The sequence below is a fragment of the Arthrobacter sp. SDTb3-6 genome (assembly GCF_013376095.1).
Lineage (GTDB): Bacteria > Actinomycetota > Actinomycetes > Actinomycetales > Micrococcaceae > Specibacter.
Genome location: NZ_JAAMFN010000011.1, coordinates 38,225 through 57,940, shown reverse-complemented (window position 1 = coordinate 57,940; position 19,716 = coordinate 38,225). Strand labels below are relative to the sequence as shown.

Sequence of the window (19,716 nt, the reverse complement as noted above, 5' to 3'; positions counted from 1 at the left end):
TTCTGCGTTCGGGGCCACGCGGTCGCCCAACAGCTGGGCCGCATACAGTCCATCGGCGAGCACGTCGGGGGCCGCGCTGTCCGCGAACCACTCCGATCAGCGTTACGTTTCCGCTCTTGGTGTGCCGCTCGTACGGGACTATGAACCAGCCACCGGCTGCGTGGGTGTTTGGACGGTGGGGGTGATGTGTTCCCGGCCCTGTGGCGGCGGCTGTCACCTGGGGTGTCGCATTTCAGACGCGGATGGTTGCAACTCGAAGCGGCCGGAGCGGCAGTCCTCGATCACGTCCGGTTGGTCTCTGCTCAGGTTAGTCTGGCAATGGTCCGGCGGGTTGGTCGAGGCACGGTTCCGTCAGAGAAGAGACCGGGACTGGTCGCTTGGATGCGCTTGATATCTTCGAAAACGTCTCGGAGGTGGATTCGCAGGGAAATGTCGGCGCCTTGAGGATCATTGGCCTCCAGCGCGTCCACAATTGCCGTATGTTGTTCAATCAGCGTTAACACGGGCCTGGTGTCTATGAGGCTTAGGCGCCGCGCGCGGTCCAGGTGGGCCTTGGCTGAGTTCACGGTGTTCCAAGCGGTTTCATGTTCGGCCAGGCGAAGCAGCTCATGGTGGAAGTCCTCATCCAGGCGGAAGAATTCCTCGATGTTGCCGGCGGACTCGGCATCCCATTGATTCTTGAGTATCTGCCGCAGCCCGGCGATGCCGGCGGCATCGGGTGCCGCGTCCGCCAGCGATGCGCATTCGATGGCTTCCCGGATGAACTGGGCTTCAAAGACCCTGCCCAGATCCACGAGTGAGACGAAGGAACCGATCTGGGGAAAGACGTGGACGAGGCCTTCCTCGCGGAGCAGAATCAGGCTTTCCCTCACCGGTGTCCGGCTGACTCCGAGCTCCTGGGCCAGTTCGTTTTCAGACAACGGCTCGCCGGGTGCCAGCTCGAGCGAAATGATGCGTCGGCGCAGGGTTTCCAGCGTCTGGTCACGCACTGAAAGCCGGGTAGCGGCTGGCGTTGAAGGATTTTTGGTTGCCATACTAACAGTGTACCCACCATTGACAAACTAGAATGGTAGTGCTTGTATGGTAGTCATTACACGCCGCTGACTGCCGCTCTGCAAGGGCATTCATACGGCAAGCGCAGACCCAGATTGCCGAACTTTTCATCTTCCCTGATTCATCGCCTGCAAAGGAGCAACTGATGGCTAAGAGCACTACCCTCCCGTCCTATGATATGAAGATGGTGCGCCGAACTGTGGCCGCCTCCTTCATTGGAACGATGGCCGAGTACTATGATTTCTTCATCTACGGAACTGCCTCGGCCTTGGTCTTCAACAAGATTTTCTTCCCGGAAATTGACCCACTACTGGGAACCCTCGCCGCTTTTTCGACCTACGCTGTGGGGTTCTTTGCCCGCCCGCTTGGAGGCATCGTCTGGGGTCACATCGGCGACAAAATTGGCCGCAAGAAAGCCCTCGTGTTCACCCTCCTCATAACTGGCCTAGGAACCTTCGCCATTGGCCTCATGCCGACCTACCAAACGATCGGGCTCTGGGCGGCGGTCATCTTGGTTTTTGTGCGCCTGATCCAGGGGTTTGGGGTTGGCGGCGAACAAGGCGGTGCCGTCTTGTTGACAGCGGAGGCCTCACCTCCGAACCGCCGGGGCTTCATCTCCAGCTTTGTCCAGATGGGCTCACCTGCCGCCTACCTGGTGCCATCGGCACTCTTTGCCATTCTGACCACCCAGCTTTCCCAGGAACAGTTCCTGCAGTGGGGTTGGCGCGTACCGTTCCTACTCAGTATCGTTGTCGTCGCTATCGGGCTGTACATCCGGCTGCGCGTTGACGAATCGGAGACGTTTAAGGCCGTCAAGGAAAACAGCGCCGCCCAGCAGGCTCCCGTGAAGACGATCCTGACAAAGAACCGCCGAGAAGTGTTCCTGGGCATGGGGTCCAAATTCGTCGAGGCCGCCGTGTTCCCGTTCTACACGGTCTTCCTCGTCGCCTATTCCAAGAACCTGGGCAACGACTCATCCTTCGTGCTCGAGGCCATCATCATCGCCATCGTTGCCGAACTCATCATGCTTCCTGTCTGGGGCCACCTCACGGATCGGATCGGCCGCAAGAAAGTCTTCCTCGGCGCCGCAATCCTCAACCTCATTCTTATTTGGCCTGCCTTCACCGCCATCGCCAACGGTGACACCCTCCCCATCGTCGCGATCCTCGTAGCGGGGCTGGCTCTGGGCCACGCAGGGACATATGCCCCCCAAGCCTCCTACTACCCGGAGCTCTTCCCCGTCCGAGGACGGTACACCGGCGTCTCTATCGTCTGGCAGTTCGGGGCTATGATCGCCAGCGGGCCATTCACCGTCATCGCTACAGCCCTCCTCATCGCCGGCGGAGGATCCATCACAGGAGTGGCAATCTACGTTTCAGCCCTGATCCTGGTCAGTGTCGTCTGCTTGATCCTGCTGCCCGAAACGGCCCCCGGCCTGCGCGAAGGCAAGGAATATGCAGAGTGGACCGTCCACCCCGCCACCTCGGCTGGGACCGGCATCAACTCCAGCCACACCTCCCGAAAGTAGAAGGACCACGCAGTGAAGATCACCGACGCTAGGGTAGTCGTCTCCTCGCCAGGGCGAAATTACGTCACGCTTGTCATTGAAACCGAGGACGGGCTGACTGGCATCGGCGACGCCACCCTCAATGGCCGCGAACTCGCAGTTGCCGCTTACCTGACCGAGCATCTGTGTCCGCTGCTGATTGGCCGCGATGCCCGCCGGATAGAGGACACATGGCAGTACTTCTACAAGGGAGCGTACTGGCGCCGCGGCCCGGTGACCATGACGGCGATCGCCGCGATCGATGTCGCGCTGTGGGACATCAAGGGCAAAGCCGCCGGCATGCCGGTCTATGAGCTCTTGGGTGGTGCCGCCCGTGATGGTGTGATGGTCTATGGGCACGCCAGTGGCTCCACGCTGGAGGACCTCAGCATCGATTTTCAACGCCATCTTGACTTGGGATACAAGGCGATCCGGGCCCAGGCATCGGTCCCGGGGCTGGAGAAGACCTATGGGATTGCCCCGGTGGACGGCAGACTCTATGAACCGGCAAGCGGCAACATCCCGCAGGAAGATCTCTGGGAGACGACGGCCTACCTGGACTTCGCGCCGAAAATGATGGCCCATGTGCGGGAGGAGTTCGGCTACGGCGTGCACGTGCTCCACGATGTGCACCACCGCCTGACGCCCATTGAAGCCGGAAGGCTGGGTGCCTCGCTGGAGCCCTACCGGCCGTTCTGGATCGAGGATCCGACACCGGCCGAAGACCAGTCGGCATTTCGGCTCATCAGGCAGCACACCACTACCCCGATCGCGGTTGGCGAGGTGTTCAACTCGATCTGGGATTGTCAGCAGTTGATCACCGAACGCCTGATCGATTACATCCGCACCTCCGTCTCGCATGCCGGCGGCATCACCCACCTGCGCCGGATCTTCTCCCTCGCGGACCTCTATGGCGTTCGGTCCGGCTCCCACGGGGCGGGTGACCTCTCCCCAGTCTCATTCGCCGCAGCCCTGCACGTGGATATGAGTATCCCCAACTTCGGCGTCCAGGAATACATGGGCCACCGCGACCCCGCCGGCGAGCTCTTCAAAACAAGCTACACGTTCACCGACGGCTACATGCATCCCGGGAACGCCGCGGGCCTGGGCGTGGAATTCAACGAGGAAGCGGCGGCCGCGTACCCGTTTGAACCCAAATACCTGCCCATCAACCGCCGGCTCGACGGAACGGTGCACGACTGGTGAACACCCTGGCTGAACCCTCAACACCACAGGATTTCGACGTCGTCGTGATGGGCGAAATACTCCTCGAAGTGGCCACCGACGTCCCGTTTGGCCACGGCATCCCAGCCCAGCTGGGGATCTCCGGGGACGCCCTGAACGTGGCCGCATCCGCCGCCGCGGCCGGCGCTCACGTCGGATTGCTGGCCGTACTCACTGATGACGACCTAGGACAGGCAATTGCCCGCCGCGTTGCGGAACTGGGAATAGCGACCGGGCTGCTCAAATTCCGGTCAGGGCAGCAAGGCGTCTACCTGGTGCACTGCGACCCGGACGGCCAGCGCGAGTTCTCCTACGCCCGCAGCGGCAGCGTAGGGTCCACACTCTGCCCGGACGACGTCGATCCGGCCGTATTCTCCACGGCCGGGGCAGTCGTGGCCGGAGGAATCGCCTGCGCCATCTCCCTAAGCTCGCGTGCCGCCGTAATGAAAGCGGCCCGGGTCTCCGGCCGCTTCGTCTACGATCCCAATTTCCGTCCCCGGCTCACCAGCCCCCAGGATGCCGCCGCCGCGCTGGAAGAACTCGCCCCGAACGCCTTCCTGGTCACGCCATCGTTTCCGGGCGAAACCTCGGCACTTCTCGGGTGTGCTGCGCCCGCTGAGGCAGCAGCGAAACTCCGCTCCCTGGGTGCGGCAAACGTGGCCGTCACCTGCGGGGCCGACGGCATCCAGCTGGAGACCGACACCGGCTCGTCCTGGATCGACTCAATCCCCGCGCCCGCCGTTGTGGACCAGACCGGAGCCGGTGATGCCTTCGTCGGCACGATGACGGCGCGGCTCGTACTGGGGAACAGCCTCCCCGACGCTGCCAGATACGGGGCCGCCGCCGCCTCCCTCGTCGTCGGAGGCAAGGGCGGCACAGGCCTGGTTCCCACCTTCGAGCAGACTACCGCGCACGCGCAATCTGCGCACGAAGGAGAACTGCCATCACACGCCTAAACAACACCACCCTGGCAGCGTCCGGAAAGTCCCCGGCGTTCTCGCGGGACAATCTGCGAATCGGGATTGTGCATCTCGGCCTCGGGGCCTTCGCCCGCGCGCACACGGCAGTGTTCACCGAAAACGCCATGTTGAAAAGTGGTGACCACAGCTGGGGCATCGCCGGCGTCACCCAACGCTCCCGCACCGTAGCACGGCAGCTCGCACCCCAGGACGGACTCTTCACCGTATCCGAACGGGGAGCCGGAGCGGCACCCCTCCGCGTCGTCTCCAGCATCACCGAAGCCATCTCCGGCACGGACGACCCCGACGCAGTGGTGGAGCGCATCAGCGCCTCGACCACGGCCCTTGTCACCCTCACGATCACCGAAAAGGGATACCGGATCAACCCCCGCACCGGCGGCCTTGACACCACGGACACGCAGATCGAGGCGGACCTTACCGGCCAACCACCCCAAACCGCCATCGGACAGACAGTAAGGGGGCTGCAGCGGCGGTCGGCCCGCGACGCGGGACCAGTCACTGTGCTTTCCTGCGACAACCTGCCCGCCAACGGCGAACTGACCCACAGGCTGGTCCAAGAGTTCGCCGCGGCGCTGCCCCGCCCAGAGGCCGATCCACTGTGCCGCTGGATTGAAGCCAATGTCACCTTCCCGAACACCATGGTTGACCGAATGGTTCCGGCCACCACTCCGGCCGACCTGGACGCCGTCGAAGATGAGCTCGGCCTCCGGGACGAAGGCGCCGTGGTGGCCGAACCGTTCCTTCAATGGGTCATCGAGGACCACTTCGCCGCCCGTCGGCCCCGCTGGGAAGACGCCGGAGCGGTGTTCACCCAGGACGTTGCCCCTTGGGAAGCTGCGAAGCTGCAGCTCCTCAACGCCAGCCACTCCATGCTCGCCTACCTCGGGATGGCCGCAGGCAAGGCCACCATCAGCGAATCGGTGGCCGAAGATGCTTTCCTGGCCGCCTGTCGACGCATGATGGCCGAAGAGGTCCTGACAACCATCTCTACCCCCGACCAACTAGACGCCGACGCGTACTGCGCCCAGATCCTGAGCCGCTTCGCGAACCCGGCCTTGGGCCACACCACGGCCAAGGTGGGCAGCGACGGATCACAGAAAATAGGCCCGCGGCTCCTCAGCACCGTCCGGGACAATCTCGCCGCAGGCCGCGAGCCCCGATGGGCGGCCCTGGCAGTCGCCGCCTGGATGCAACACGTGGCATCCACCCCCGCCCCACAGCTGGATGACCCTCTCGCCACCACACTTCACGAGATCCTTCCCGCAAACCGCACCGCCACCACGGTGATCCCTGCACTGCTGGGATGCCGGACTATTTTTGACGAACAGCTCGCAACCCAGCCGGTGTTTACAGCCCTCCTCACTCACTGGTACTCCATCATCGACACCCATGGGCTGGAAGGCCTGAGAAACGAGATTAACCATGGCTGACATCACCAATATTCTGCAGATTTCCCCCGTCATCCCGGTGGTAACCATCGATGATCCTCAACACGCAGTCTCCATCGCTCGGGCCCTAGCTGACGGCGGGGTCCGCATCATTGAACTCACCCTGCGCACGGGCAGCGCCCTCACCTCTCTCGAGCTCATCGCCCGCGAGGTGCCCGACATCCTGATTGGTGCCGGCACTATCCTCACCCCCGCCCAGGCAGACGCAGCCCTGGCAGCCGGAGCACAGTTCCTGGTCAGCCCCGGCACCACTCCTGCCCTGCTCAACCACATGCTCACCCTGGACGTCCCGATCCTGCCCGGCGTCGCAACCGTTGGGGAAGCCATGGCAGTCATGGACCAGGGACTGGAAACCATGAAATTCTTCCCGGCCGGACCCGCGGGAGGCCCCGACTACCTGGCCGCGATCGCGGCGCCAATGCTCCACGTGCAATTCTGCCCAACCGGGGGCATCAGCCTCCGAACAGCACCCGACTACCTCAAACTACCCAACGTCTCCTGCGTCGGCGGGAGCTGGCTCACACCCCGAGACGCAATAGACAGCCAAGACTGGCCGCGGCTCACCGAACTGGCGAAACAGGCCGCAACCCTGCGGGGATGAGAGCCCGAGGCGTAGCTGCACCGCAAGAAGTCTAAAGAGAAGCGAGCTTTGGCTTGCTGGGCTGCATCGGTTGGAACGCCTCGAATTGAGAAGTCGGGGCGTTCGGTAACGAACGTTGGCGAGACACTTCAATCTTTGGACTATGAGGATCATCGGCATGCTGGAGACCATTGAAACCGGCGCGATCGAGCAGACGGAGTCATAGTGTCATACCGGCAGGGATTCGACGCCATGCGCCGGCTGCTGCTCGACGGTGTGCGGTTGCTCAGCGCCCGCAGCGAAAGGTAAACCTTCCAGCAAACTGAGGTCATTGGAGGCTTCGGGGAACCACCTGGCTGCCCTGTTGCGAGCCTGGCTCACGCTATCTCGGATAGCATCCTCGCACGACAGTGCGCGACGTGACTGTCCGCAGCAGCGGAAAGCGCCTGGAATCGGGCCTGATTCATCAACTCTTGGAGCAAAAGGATGACCATGTCGAGTTCCTGATTGCCATTGAAGGCTCTGATGCTGACTCTCGGGCTCTACGCCATCCCCATGCCACCGATTTCGGGTCCGCGGGTGTGTGGCGGCTGGTAGGCGGTTTGTTTGTCGGTGGCCCAGTCGGAGAGGATGCCGTCGCGGACGAGGTGGTCAGTGAGCTGAGCGAGTCGGTAATCGGGGTCCGCTTCAAGGGCGCGTTGGAAGCATTGGTGGGCTTTGCTTCCGTGGCCTTCCCACCATTGGATGACGCCCAGGCTCGTCAGCACGGGTGCGGCGTCGGCGCCGTCGGTGCGCATGTAGAGCTGCAGCAGCACTTCGGAGGCGCGGTCGACGCGCTTCCAATGGGGGCTTTGCTTGGTCTGGCCCAGGAGTAGGTCGCGCATGCTGTCCTCGATGCCGGGGATGTCGGCGAGGAGTCGGTCCCGGACGCTAATGAACTTGAGGTTCGCGATGAGCTCCGCGGCTTCGTCGTCGGTAGGCTCGCCACCGCCGTCGAGCATTTTGTTCCAGAGTGTCCTAGCCCGTTCAGTGGCAGCCCTCGGGGTCATCGCCTCGATTCGGAAGCAGTGCCGCATGACTTCGGTGCTGAGGGCCGGGCGGGCCATGACAGGGATGTGGAATCCGGGGGATGGTTCAATGCTGGATCCGCGGAAGACGAGTTCGGCGTTGAGTTCGCTGGAGAGGATCCGCTCCAGCGGATGGCTGGGTGCGGCGTCGTCGCCCATGCGCAGGTAGTTGGTGAACGTCGTTTCCCCAACGAGCCAACCGTCACGGACGATGACGCCTTGTTGGCTTAGCCTGCCCGTCAGCTCTTCCATGACGTCCTCGTGCGGACGAATGTCCCCAGGGTTCACGGATGCGTGGGTAAAGATGCCGAACACGACGGCGGTTGCCTCCCTGTCAGTGGCGACGTAGCGCAGGATCTGCTCGACGAAATGGGCAGTGTCAGCGCCTGGCGACGGGAGGTCGACCCTGAGGGTGGATCCGATGCGGCGCCGGTCCAAGATAACGCAGACCAGGCTTTCCTGCGGCCAAAAGCCCAGGCTATGGCCCATTAGGGCGATGAAGTCGTCAGGGGTTTTGATGCTGAGCTTTTCCATGATGCCTCCACATGGCGGTGCGGCTGGCTGATGCCGGCAACACATGTTCATGGTGGGGAGGCGCGCTAACTACATGACCAAGGTCTGCTGATGCTGCTTCAGTGCCCTTGGAGGAGCTGTTCGGCTCGGTTGACGAGGACGCGGTCGCGGGGCAGGAGCGTCATGCCGCGCAGCTGGCAGTCGCGGATCTCGATTACACGGCGGTGCAGATGCGCCGTTGTGTGGCCCGTGACCGGGTCGAGAAGGGGTGTCCAGCGGTTGCGGAGCAGGTATTTTCGCTCCGTGCTGCTGTGACGCCACACCGGTGTCAGCAGAACCAAGAGCCAGCGTGAGCGGAGATTGCGCCGCAGGAGTTCCGGCGATTCGCGGAAACGCGGCAGCATCAGTCCGATGCTGACGAGAAGCACGGCCAGCGTTTCAAAGATGGTGAACGACCAGTTCAGCGCACCGAGCAAGGGGCTGCTATGACCGGGGGATTCCTCGAGCATGCCGAGTGTCAGCCGGTTTCCCAGCGCCAGGGCCATGAAGGCGCAGCCGGCGCCGAAGCAGCCGAATCCCGACTTGAACGTTCCGCTCTTCATCCGGGGGAGGAACCGCAGGCACGTCAGCGCCGCGTCGGCGCAGACCCAGATGATGAACGCCGAGCCCATCCACAGGAACAACTGCATGCCTGGTTGGTTGCCGTAGGCCAGCGGCAGGTTCTGGTTAGTTACGTCCACGTGGCTGGCGGAGAAGCCGGCGACGACGCATGTGCCGGCCACGGCGATGGCCACACGGCCGCGCACGAGGTGGCGCCGCCGTCGTCCTTGGTTACTTACGGCGGCCAGCACCGTGGCGGTGTGGAATTGCCAGAAACTGGCCATGATGGCGATGACCAGGACCAGGCCGATGTGGTTGCGGCCGCCGAGGAGCGGATCTGCCGAGTTGTAGACGGCGGGGATGAACAGGGTGCAGGCGAGGGCGGCGAAGAACGTGGCGCGCAGGACGGAGGCGCGTTCCTTGTCCCGGGCGGTGGGGATCCGGACGAGGGTGAGCAGCCACAGCATCGCGGCCGGCACGTACTCCATTAGCCAAAGACCTGGTCGAAGCCGGCAGGGTCGCCGGTGGCATCCGGCGTGTGGCGTGCGATGCGGGCTGTCAGGAGGTCTGCCAGGTATTCTGCGGTGGCTTCGGCGTCGTCGACATAGCTGCTGCGGCCCAGCGTCATGAGCGGCGGTTCCGGGAAGCCGGGCAGGTGCATCAGTTCAAGGGATGTCGCGGTGAACTGGTGGCCCAGAATCAGGTGAGCGAATTCGTGGAGGATGATTTGCTGCAGGTGCCATGTTGAGCGGACAAGGGCATGGACGACGACGTTGATTCCTTCGTAGAGAACCCACCATCCGCAGAGGTCGTCTCCGCGCAGGGTGGCGAGTTCCATGACGATGATGGGACGGCCACATTTTGCTTCGATCCAGGACTGGAGGGCGTGCAGGCTTGGGTTGGGTCCAAGGTCCAGCCCGCGATTGGCTTTCCGGGCCTCGTGGCGGATCTTCCAGCTACTCACCGCAGGGCCTTTGGTTCGACGCCGCGCCCGGCCGCCATCTTGATCATAAGAGCGCTTGGCCGGTGGGGCGCCGGGTTTGGGGCATGCGCCAATGAGTTCTGCGTGGCGGCCGCCGGAGTGCTTGTTTTGGCGACGGACTTCACTGGGTGGTGCTGGCAGAGATTCATGCGTGAGACCCATCGACTTGCCTTCAGCGGTTGTCGAACATCGCTGTGTAATTCATGCTAAGTCTGCTCGATGCGGCTGGCCAGAGTTTTTGGGCAGCTCTACTCGCTGTTGTTTTCGTTCCGCTTAGCCAAATACGCTTTGAGGCCCGCCTCGCCGCGGCGCATCAGGGCGGCATGGGCATACGTGAATGCGGGTGCTGCGACGGGGCTGAGGATTGTCATCCAGCGGCTGGTGGGGCGCACCCGCCATTCAATGTCCATCCGGGTGTGGCCGTTGTCGATGGTTGAGAGGACCACGCGACCTTCGCCTTCCAAGTCACCGCCCGCGTCAAAGACGACTTCACGCGGGCTGTCGACAACGGTTGGGTGGTACGACACCGACAGCGTGTAGCCCAGCGACGCCTTGAATTTCAACGTGGCTGTCGTTGCCAAGAGCAGGTCTTCATTGGACGTGCCGGAGTGTGGCGATCGCTCCAGCGGCTTGGCGTAGGTGCACCCCGGCCACCAGTCCGGCCAGGCCATGTCCGGATCGGCGATGACTTTCCAGACCTCCTGCTGGCTGTTGGGGAACGTCCATGAGGATGAAAGGTCGTAGAGTCGCGCTGTCATGGGGAAATTGTTGCACGATGCTTCGAAGAGTGGCCATTTGTGATTGATGCCGTCAACGAAGTTCTAAGCGATCACATCGTCAACTACCGGATCGGCACACACGCGCTACCAAGGCGCCGTCAACGCAGACCCCCGCTACCACCCGAGGCTATGCGCCAGTTTTTGGGCGGCTGCTTCGAGGAGCATTGACATGGGGGTTTGGGACTGGTGGGGGTCAGGCTGGGTTGATGTCGTCAACGCTTCGTCGTGTGGTTTTGGGGCCGAGTAGTCCTATGGTGATGCAGATGATTAGCAGAGCCCCTCCGACCATGCTGAACATGGGCAGGGCTCCGAATGCATCCAGAATGGGCAGCAGAATGAAGGGTAGTGCGCCGCTGGAGAGACGTGATAGGGAGTAGGTCCATCCGACTGCCGTTGCTCGTACAGCGGTCGGGAAGATTTCGGCTTGGTAGATGTGGTAGACGTTGGAGAAGATGTTGCTGATCAGGGTGGTGATGAATCCGAAGGCAATGATGGCTAGGGGGGCCGTTGATGTTGCGAATGCTAGTCCGGAGGCGGCTAGGGCGATGAGTGATCCCATGAGGAGGTATTTGCGCTCGAAGCGAATGATCAGAGGCGTCGAAAGGAGCGAGCCGATGGGGTATCCGAGGAACGAGAGCGCAACGAAGAGCAGCGAGGATGTAACACTGTACCCTCGTGCAACTAGAACAAGGGCGGCGAGGGTGCCAAATCCGTAGTAGCCGAAGGTCTGAAATACATGGAAGATCGCCAGCATCGCCAGACGCTTGTTGTAAGGAGCTTTGCGGAGAATTTCCAGGCTCGATTTTGTCTGTGTGTTGGTGGGGGAGGGGTCGTCGCAGATTTGGGTGACTTCGACTCCTGAGCCCGCGGCGAAGGCCTCGAGGGCGGTTTGCGCTTCTTTCGACCGGCCCTTCGTGAGCAGCCACCGCGGGGATTCGGGGAGCCCTCGGCGCAGAAATAGGACGACTAGGGCCCCGAGTGCACCGAATGCCATCAGCCAACGCCATCCGGAAATGTCCATCGGTCGGGATTGATTGAGCCACAATGCCATGAATCCGACGACGGGGATGGCGACGTAGGAGCAGGTATAGGCCCATGAAGCCATTCGTCCGCGCTTGTCTTTGGGCATGGTGTCTGAGAGGTATGCGTCGGCCACTGGATATTCCGCTCCGACTCCGATGCCGGCCATGAAGCGTGCGATGACGAGAAACCACACATTGGGTGAAAATGCTCCGATGAGGGACCAAGCTGAATACCAGAGCAAATTGAACAGGAAGGCCTTCCGGCGACCAAACCGGTCAGCCAGACTGCCCAGGAAGGCTGCTCCAAAGAACATTCCGACGAAAGCTGATGCCAGCAACAACTTCAGCTGCAGTCCTGAAACAGAGAAATCTTTCAGTGCTGCGCCCATGGAGCCGGATAGAAAAACTTCGTACATGTCAAAGAAGAGTCCGAGGCCGACGGCGATGACAACTTTCCGGTGCAGGCGGCCGATGGGTAGCCGATCCATTTGGGCGGGTAGGCCATTTCGCGAGGTAAGTTCCGTGGGTTTGGAGGCAGTCATTAGATTCCTTGGTCGAGGGTCGGGGACACTCCCATTCACGGCTTCGAGGACTGGGTCGTGTCGGCGCAGGGCGGACGTGTCCGGGATCCACTTTATGAGCTGAAACTCATATTGTGATTTTCTCTACACTATTTTGCGGACCATCGCGGCCAAAAGTCAAGACTTGAGGGTTGGTCCTTCGGATGGGCGACTTCGGCATGGTTGCGGCCGTCCGCCAAGGCTGTACCTGACTTTCGGAAAAACAGGCGACGGGGGAGGGGGCTTGGACGGTTGTCCCAAGCGGTGCGAGCGGTTGCGTGTGAAGCCAGTGAGGCGGCCACCCCTGAGCCGGTTTCGTGGACCCATTTACAATATGGGTTTCATCTCATATTATGAGTTCTGGATAGTTCATTGCACCACCCGCATTCCGTCCTTCACCGTAGAAGTCAACCGATGGGATCCTCGATATGTCAGTCGTCGCCGCCTCTACCGCTTTAGCTTCCGCGGTCACCGCTGCGTTAGGGCTAATCGCGCTCTCGAAAATTGCCGCAGCAAGACGCCTGTCTCCCGTCCTCACGCATATCGGAGTGGAGCCCAGCGTCCTGCCCTTGGAGGTTGGTGTTGAGGCGGTATTCGGGTTCCCGCCCCAAACAACACGTCCTGGCTCCTGCCATCACTGTGCGGCAAAGCCGTGGCAGGTGATCGGATTTTGAGGTACGGGATCTGTCGATCCTGGTGATCCTGTCCATGGGGCTGAGGTTTTGCCCGAATGCCACCACCAAGAACTAAGGTACGAAAGAAGGATGATTTTGATACGGAATCGTGTTGCTCCGCTTGAAGGTGTTCGCGTCCTTGAGCTGGGAAACTACATTGCCGCACCCACCGCTGGTCGGATGCTCGCTGATTTCGGTGCCGAGGTGATCAAGGTGGAGCGGCCAGGGACTGGTGATGAGCTGCGAAACTGGCGCCTGCACAAGGGCGACACGTCCATGTTGTACCGCACGATCAACCGCAATAAGAAGTCTGTGGTGTTGGATCTTCGCACTGAAGCGGGGAGGCAGGCGGTACTGAAGTTAGTCGCCAAGTCGGACATTCTTTTGGAAAATTTTCGTCCGGGGACGCTAGAGAAATGGGGTCTCGGCCCGAACGCGCTCAATGAAGCCAACCCGGAACTGATCATCACCCGCATCTCTGCCTTTGGGCAGACCGGTCCGCTGTCGGCGCGTCCGGGGTTTGCCGCCGTCGCCGAGGCCTACGGGGGATTCCGCAACCTGGTGGGTGACTCGGACCGTCCTCCGGTCCGGGTGGGCGTATCAATCGGCGACTCCATCGCCGGATTGTATGCCGCCTTCGGGGCGATGATGAGCCTTTATCAGCGCGAGGCCGGCCGCCGTGAGGCGGGCAGCGTCATACCACTTCAGGAGCGGATCATTGATGTGGCACTCAATGAAGCCATGTTCTCCATGATGGAATCACTTATCCCGGACTACCAGGCCTATGGCGTGGAAAGGCAGCGCGTGGGCGGCCGCATGGAAGGGATTGCCCCATCGAACGCTTATTTCTGCAGGGACGGCTCGAGCATCGTCGTGGCCGGCAACGGGGACTCTATCTTCCAGCGTTACATGGTCACCATTGGGCGCCCTGATCTGGCAGCTGACCCGACACTGCAGAGCAATGCCGACCGCTGGGCCCGACGCGAGGAACTTGACCACTCCATCGGTGCGTGGGCCGCCGGCCTTGACTCCGCAGACGCGCTGGCTGCACTTGATGCCGCCGGTGTTCCTGCCGGGCCCATATTCACGGCGGCGGATATCAGCACGGACAGCCAATACGCTGCCCGGAACATGATTCAGAAATTTGACGTTTCCACCGGCGAGGAGATACTGACCGGTGTCGGGTTCCCCGGAATTGTTCCGGTCATCGGCGGCCAATCGCTGCCCATCCGCAGCCTGGGCCCCGATCTGGGCGAAAACACGGTAGAAATTCTCTCCGGACTCCTTGAAATGGACGACGAAGAGATTAATGCGGCATCTGGCCGCGAGGAGGCACTCCAGCCATGAACCATCGACCAGCCCGGCACGATTTCGCCCCAGCTGCGGATCGTGGCCAGACAATTCTTAGAGACGTCACCCTGCGCGACGGGCTGCAGCTCACGGGAAAGCTGCTCTCGACGGAACAGAAGCTGGAGACAGTTCGGGAGCTTCTGCACCTGGGCGTGACAGACATTGAATTGGGCTCCATGGCCCGACCAGATCTTGTCCCGCCCATGGCCAATACTCTGGAGGTGGTTCAGGCGCTCACCCCCGGGGAACTGGAAAAGTGCTGGATCTGGGTGGCCACCCCCGGGCACGTTGCCAAGGCTGCGGCGGCCGGTGCCCGGAATTTTCAGTACTGCCTCTCGGCATCAGACTCGCACAACAAAGCGAATATCGGCCGCACCACGGATGAAAGCCTTGCTGCGCTGCCCGAAGCGGTGAAATATGCCAAGGCCGTCAACGGGACGATCCAGCTGTGCATCGCGACCTCGTTTACGTGTCCCTTCGAAGGCATGGTCCCCGAGGAACGCGTCCTCTCCATCGCTAACGATGCCCGTGCCGAGGGAACGGCTGACATCGTCTTGTGCGACACTCTAGGCCAGGCCATCCCCGCCCAAGTTGCCGGGTTGATCACCCGCATCCGCGAGGAATCACCGGCTCGCCGGATCGTCTATCACGGGCACGACACCTGGGGGCTCGGCGTCGCCAACACCCTTGCCGCCATCCAGGCCGGTGCCGATATGGTCGACGGCGCGCTGGGAGGCCTTGGCGGGTGCCCCTTCGCCCCTGGAGCCAGCGGAAACACGTCGAGTGAGGACATTCTGTTTGCGACCCGCCCCGGCTGGCTGACCACAGAGAGGTTCGCCGGATTGGTGGTTTTGTCCGAGAAGCTCCTCGCGGAATTAGGTGAACCCAACCGATCCAAGGCGGCACAGGGTGCCCGATCCAACGCGGCGGCCTTCGCATGGGTCATCCCCACCGCAAAAATGACTTCAGACGGCACCGCCTGCAGCGCTCGAGTGGTCTAACCATGCACCCCCAATTCCGTGTCACCACCGCCGTGCCGGGACTGAAACTACTTAAGGCAGCCACCCAAGTCACCGTTCTATTTGAAACCTCAACCACAAAACACTCACCGCACTATGCGCCTCAGGCAACGACGTCGGCATTGCTCGTCCAATGCACAGTGTCAGAACGAAGGAGTAATAAGTGAAAATTGAACGACTCGACCATCTTGTCCTGACAGTTAGCTCGATCGAGGGAACCTGTGCCTTCTACAAGGACCTTTTCGGGATGGAGATCGTTACCTTCGGTCAAGGGCGACGAGCCTTAGTGTTCGGCAACCAAAAGATCAACTTGCATCAGGTTGGAAGGGAATTCCTCCCGAAGGCGGAAGTGCCGACCGCCGGCAGTGCAGACCTCTGCCTGATCACTGAAACGCCCCTTGAAGAAGTGATTGGGCACGCTAAGTCTCTCAACATCGAAATCGAAGAAGGACCCGTTAGCAGAACGGGCGCCAGGGGCCCCATCCTTTCGGTTTACATTCGCGATCCTGACAAGAATCTCATTGAAATAGCCAACTATCCCCGCTCGACGCAGCCGCAAGCACGGCCTGCCAACGATGACCTGCACTTCGATAAGTTCCATAGCGAAGTCCGTCCTGCCCAAGAAACGACAAGCATCACAGGGGAACCGCTCGGACTCGAGTACATCGATCATGTTGTAATTACCTGCAAGGACTTGCTTGAGTCGCGAGATTTCTACGGAGAACGGCTCGGAATGAGAATCATCGAACTTGCAGATGGTCGTGTTGAGGCACATTTCGGCAGGTCGAAAGTCAATCTGCAACCGGCGGGACAGACGTATGGCCCCGTCACCAATCAAGGGCTTCATTGGAACCTGAATATTTGTTTGGTGTCGAGCCAACGGATCGACACTGTCGAAGAAATTCTCACCGGCGCTGGAATTCTCATTGAAGACGGGCCGGTCGAGAGGCTCGGCGCCTCCGGAAAAATGCAATCGGTTTACTTCCGGGACCCTGACGGTAACCTCATCGAAATCAGCAGCTACATTGACTCCTAAGCTGTCATCCACAGATCCAAGGTGGGACACTGGTGAATTCTCAATTCTGTTGAATGTGGGAATTTGGGCGGAATTCGGTGACCGGCCTCGCTGCTCGTTCTGTTCCAGCTTTTAGTTTTCGGGTTGCGAATCCTGGGCTGGGTTGATGGATCTGCTAGTCGAGGTGACCAGGGACGGTGACGAATCCCGCTCAAGGGATCTGCCATGGTTAGGAGCGATGTAGTTGATGAACGGGGCGCTGGAAGAGATGCGGGCGGGGAAGTTGATGACTTTGTGTCGGATAGTCCGGCGACGCCAGAGTCGGCCCAGCCAAAATATTCGGTCCAATGACGCAAGTATCGGAATGATCTTGAACTTTTGGCGATGGCCTGTGACGCCATCTCATTTCCATGGTCCTTGGTGGCGCATAGTCTCGGGTGATAGAGGCTTCCCGGACCTCGCCTACCATGAGCGGAGCCTAAGTACCCGCGTCACCCGCGCGAACTCATGAGTGCACGGAAATGGGAAACCGCCAGTACCCGTTCCTTATCTGGGGCCGGTAAAAAATGATGCAGTTCTTTCAGTCAGCAGCGGGACATTCGGAGGGTGCGCCACAACGCGGCGCCAAACCTCGACTTATCCACGAAGTAGAACCGAGCAATTCAAATTTTTTGAACAGATTCAAGGTAAAGGAACACATCATGATCACACGGAAAAGCCTTATCCGAGATGACGAGGATCTCAGGCGGATGGCAACCACGATTCGCAAGGACATCATCTCCATGCTGGCTGCTGCAAAGAGCGGACACAGTGCCGGACCCTTAGGAATGGCAGAACTGCTAACCGTTCTATATTTCCACAGCATGCTTCACGATCCCAAGAACCCGGACTGGGAAAAACGGGATGTGTTCTACCTCAGCAACGGGCACACCGCACCAGTACTTTACGCAGCCATGGCTCGTTCCGGGTACTTTCCGGTCGAAGAACTAAAGACCCTGCGGCAACTGGGCTCACGCCTACAGGGCCACCCGGAACGCCGCGCGCTAGCGGGGCTGGAGAGTACGAGCGGCCCGCTGGGATCTGGGTTATCGCAAGCCGCTGGCTATGCCTACGTCCTACAGGAGATCGACCAGATCAACCAACGCTGGGTTTACGCAATCATGGGCGACGGCGAGATCAACGAAGGCAACGTTTGGGAGGCAGCAATGTTCGCGGGCAAGTATGCTCTGGGCAACCTGATCGCTTTCATCGACCGCAACAACATCCAGATTGACGGGTCCACCGAAGATGTAATGCCTCTTGGGGACCTGCATGCCAAATGGAGAGCTTTCGACTGGCACGTATTAGAAATTGATGGGAACAACGTTCGTAGCATTATCGACGCCATTGACCTGGGCAAAGCAGTCACTACAAAACCCACCATGATCATCGCCAACACCGTTCCAGGGAAAGGCGTCCCTTTCATGGAGTACAACCACCGCTGGCACGGGATGCCTCCCACATCGGAACAAGCCGATACCGCCTTACTCGCACTCGAAGGAGTAACTGCCTCATGACCGGTTTTCACTTGGACCCCAGGGCCCTTACCGATGATGTCATTTCGGAACCCATCCGCGCCGGGTTCGGCAGGGGACTTCTCGCGGCCGGCGAAGCGGACGAACGTGTAGTCGCCTTATGCGCTGATCTCACTGACAGCACACAAATGCATCTTTTCAAAGATCGATTTCCACGCCGGTTCATACAAGTGGGCGTCGCCGAGCAAAATCTGGTCACCGTCGCCAGCGGGATGGCCCGCGCGGGGAAAATTCCATTCACCTCCAGCTATGCCGCCTTCAGCCCCGGCCGCAACTGGGAGCAGTTCAAAACAACCGCGGCCCTAAATGACCAGCCCGTGACCATCGTAGGATCCCACGCCGGAATCAACGTCGGTCCAGACGGGGCAACGCATCAGATGCTTGAAGACATCGCCCTTATGCGGGTTCTGCCAAATACCCGGCTCATCGCCCCTGCCGACAGCATCGAGGCCGAAAAGGCCACACGAGCACTAGCCGCAGAGCCTGCCCCCGGATACTTGCGCCTCGCCCGAGATGCAACCCCAGTTTTCACCACAACTGAGTCCCCGTTTGAAATCGGAAAAGCATACGTGCTGCGTCCGGGCACCGACGTTTCGATAATCACGACCGGAACCATGACTTACCAAGGTCTTCTTGCCGCCGACATATTGGCGAAACTCGGGTTGCAAGCCGAGGTGGTGCACGTCCCGACTATCAAACCGCTTGATGAGGAAACTGTTCTCAGCAGCATTAGGAAGACCGGATACGCCGCCACCATCGAAGAAGCCCAGATCACCGGCGGCCTCGGTTCAGTCATTGCAGAACTAGCCACCCTACGTTTTCCGATTCCCATCGACCGCTTTGGCATGAGAGACCGCTTCGGCGAAAGTGGCTCGCCGAAGGACCTTCTGGAAGCGTTCCGCCTCACTGGCCCCCTGCTGGCGGAGGATATCGGGCAATGCTTTCGCTCAAGATTTCCTGATCGAAGCTTGAATGCAAATTCTGAAGTCATGTCCATTCCACTCACATCGTAGAGACTCATGACCACCCGGCGCGCTGACCGGTTTCGTTCAGGACATCCCGCCCTGAACGTTCGGGGCCGCTATGTTGCTTCGCATTCCGTTCGAGGCGTTCAGGTGGCGTACTCGACAAAACAGTGGGACCGGAGCGAGAGCACCACGAGGAGCAATTTGCTCAACGCCAAGAAGAACAACCCGACGTGATGGCCACTCGATAGCCACGTGCACAGCTGCCGGCGCCACGGTGCCGGTAGCTGTGTACAAAGTAGTGAGACCCGGTGTCCACGAAGAGGTGAGATTCACTGTCCACGATGTAGCGAGATTACACACCCGATCAACCCACACGTGCTACCAAAAGCCTCGTCTAAACAGGTAAGCCGCCCAAAACCAGTTCTGGAGCGGCAGATGGGTCTTGTGCAACACTGTCCCGGCCGTGAGTGAAGTCTGGCGGTGGCAGTCAGCACATTCCCAAAGAATCCGCGTTGCAAGGGGCCAGCCCTTTCGCCCCTGGCATTGTGGGCAAACGAAGCCTTCCGGCCATCGGCAGGCAAACAAGTATTTCAAGCAGGACGACTCGTCACCGAACCTTGCCTGGAACTCCAGGATCGACCGAGGAAAGTCCGGACGTGCCATGGACCCAACTTACACCTGAGCTAACCGGATACGCCCTACCGGTTTTTACCCTTCTGTTCGAGTTGTGGCAAATACGGCTTCAGGGTACCGCCAGTCCGG

At 60.6% G+C, this 19,716-nt stretch carries 16 protein-coding genes and 1 pseudogene; 10 read left to right on the top strand and 7 right to left on the bottom strand.

Going from position 1 to position 19,716, the window contains the following annotated elements:
- Nucleotides 1-302: 302 nt before the first annotated feature.
- A complete protein-coding gene (locus tag G6035_RS07570) occupies nt 303-1,034 on the bottom strand; it encodes a GntR family transcriptional regulator (RefSeq protein ID WP_176616470.1) in 732 nt (243 codons plus the stop codon).
- Nucleotides 1,035-1,198: 164 nt separating this feature from the next.
- On the opposite strand from G6035_RS07570, the gene G6035_RS07565 reads away from it, so the two are divergent.
- The 5 genes from G6035_RS07565 to eda all read left to right on the top strand — a co-directional run bounded on the left by G6035_RS07565 (nt 1,199) and on the right by eda (nt 6,852).
- Nucleotides 1,199-2,581, top strand: a complete 1,383-nt coding sequence (locus G6035_RS07565) for an MFS transporter (RefSeq protein ID WP_176616469.1) — start codon at nt 1,199-1,201, stop codon at nt 2,579-2,581.
- Nucleotides 2,582-2,593: 12 nt separating this feature from the next.
- The gene (manD, locus tag G6035_RS07560; protein ID WP_176616468.1) at nt 2,594-3,805 is read left to right on the top strand and encodes a D-mannonate dehydratase ManD; all 1,212 of its coding nucleotides are present in this window, start codon (nt 2,594-2,596) and stop codon (nt 3,803-3,805) included.
- Between the two features lie 47 nt (nt 3,806-3,852).
- Nucleotides 3,853-4,779, top strand: a complete 927-nt coding sequence (locus tag G6035_RS07555; RefSeq protein ID WP_176616507.1) for a PfkB family carbohydrate kinase — start codon at nt 3,853-3,855, stop codon at nt 4,777-4,779.
- Between the two features lie 68 nt (nt 4,780-4,847).
- A complete protein-coding gene (locus G6035_RS07550) occupies nt 4,848-6,233 on the top strand; it encodes a mannitol dehydrogenase family protein (protein WP_176616467.1) in 1,386 nt (461 codons plus the stop codon).
- Entirely contained in the window at nt 6,226-6,852 is a 627-nt protein-coding gene (gene eda / locus G6035_RS07545) for a bifunctional 4-hydroxy-2-oxoglutarate aldolase/2-dehydro-3-deoxy-phosphogluconate aldolase (protein WP_176616466.1), read from the top strand. Before G6035_RS07550 ends, eda begins: the two co-directional genes overlap by 8 nt.
- A 521-nt stretch (nt 6,853-7,373) precedes the next feature.
- On the opposite strand, the gene G6035_RS07540 is transcribed toward eda, so the two are convergent.
- The 5 genes from G6035_RS07540 to G6035_RS07520 all read right to left on the bottom strand — a co-directional run bounded on the left by G6035_RS07540 (nt 7,374) and on the right by G6035_RS07520 (nt 12,336).
- The gene (locus tag G6035_RS07540) at nt 7,374-8,432 is read right to left on the bottom strand and encodes a DUF4192 domain-containing protein (protein WP_176616465.1); all 1,059 of its coding nucleotides are present in this window, start codon (nt 8,430-8,432) and stop codon (nt 7,374-7,376) included.
- A 98-nt stretch (nt 8,433-8,530) separates the two neighbouring features.
- Nucleotides 8,531-9,499, bottom strand: a complete 969-nt coding sequence (locus G6035_RS07535; protein ID WP_176616464.1) for a hypothetical protein — start codon at nt 9,497-9,499, stop codon at nt 8,531-8,533.
- On the bottom strand, nt 9,499-9,975 hold the full coding sequence (locus tag G6035_RS07530) for a hypothetical protein (RefSeq protein ID WP_176616463.1): 477 nt from the start codon (nt 9,973-9,975) through the stop codon (nt 9,499-9,501). Before G6035_RS07530 ends, G6035_RS07535 begins: the two co-directional genes overlap by 1 nt.
- A 266-nt stretch (nt 9,976-10,241) precedes the next feature.
- Entirely contained in the window at nt 10,242-10,751 is a 510-nt protein-coding gene (locus G6035_RS07525; RefSeq protein ID WP_176616462.1) for an SRPBCC family protein, read from the bottom strand.
- 214 nt (nt 10,752-10,965) lie between these two features.
- A complete protein-coding gene (locus tag G6035_RS07520; protein WP_218063035.1) occupies nt 10,966-12,336 on the bottom strand; it encodes an MFS transporter in 1,371 nt (456 codons plus the stop codon).
- A gap of 782 nt (nt 12,337-13,118) precedes the next feature.
- On the opposite strand from G6035_RS07520, the gene G6035_RS07515 reads away from it, so the two are divergent.
- From G6035_RS07515 to G6035_RS07495, 5 genes are all read left to right on the top strand, one after another.
- Nucleotides 13,119-14,375: a CaiB/BaiF CoA-transferase family protein gene (locus G6035_RS07515; RefSeq protein WP_176616461.1), complete on the top strand. Its 1,257-nt coding sequence runs from the start codon at nt 13,119-13,121 to the stop codon at nt 14,373-14,375.
- Nucleotides 14,372-15,379 carry a hydroxymethylglutaryl-CoA lyase gene (locus G6035_RS07510; protein WP_176616460.1) on the top strand — a complete coding sequence of 336 codons (1,008 nt, stop codon included), beginning with the start codon at nt 14,372-14,374 and terminating at the stop codon, nt 15,377-15,379. The genes G6035_RS07515 and G6035_RS07510 overlap by 4 nt, the downstream gene beginning before the upstream one ends.
- Before the next feature lie 181 nt (nt 15,380-15,560).
- Nucleotides 15,561-16,433: a VOC family protein gene (locus G6035_RS20550; protein ID WP_176616459.1), complete on the top strand. Its 873-nt coding sequence runs from the start codon at nt 15,561-15,563 to the stop codon at nt 16,431-16,433.
- Between the two features lie 680 nt (nt 16,434-17,113).
- Nucleotides 17,114-17,968 (top strand): transketolase, encoded by an 855-nt coding sequence (locus tag G6035_RS07500; RefSeq protein WP_176616458.1) that lies wholly within the window; start codon nt 17,114-17,116, stop codon nt 17,966-17,968.
- Nucleotides 17,965-18,999, top strand: coding sequence for a transketolase family protein (locus tag G6035_RS07495; protein WP_176616457.1), 1,035 nt, complete (start codon nt 17,965-17,967; stop codon nt 18,997-18,999). Before G6035_RS07500 ends, G6035_RS07495 begins: the two co-directional genes overlap by 4 nt.
- 354 nt (nt 19,000-19,353) lie before the next feature.
- Here G6035_RS07495 and G6035_RS07490 read toward each other — a convergent pair.
- Nucleotides 19,354-19,617, bottom strand: a pseudogene (locus G6035_RS07490) (transposase); the annotation flags it as partial.
- Nucleotides 19,618-19,716 lie beyond the last annotated feature (99 nt).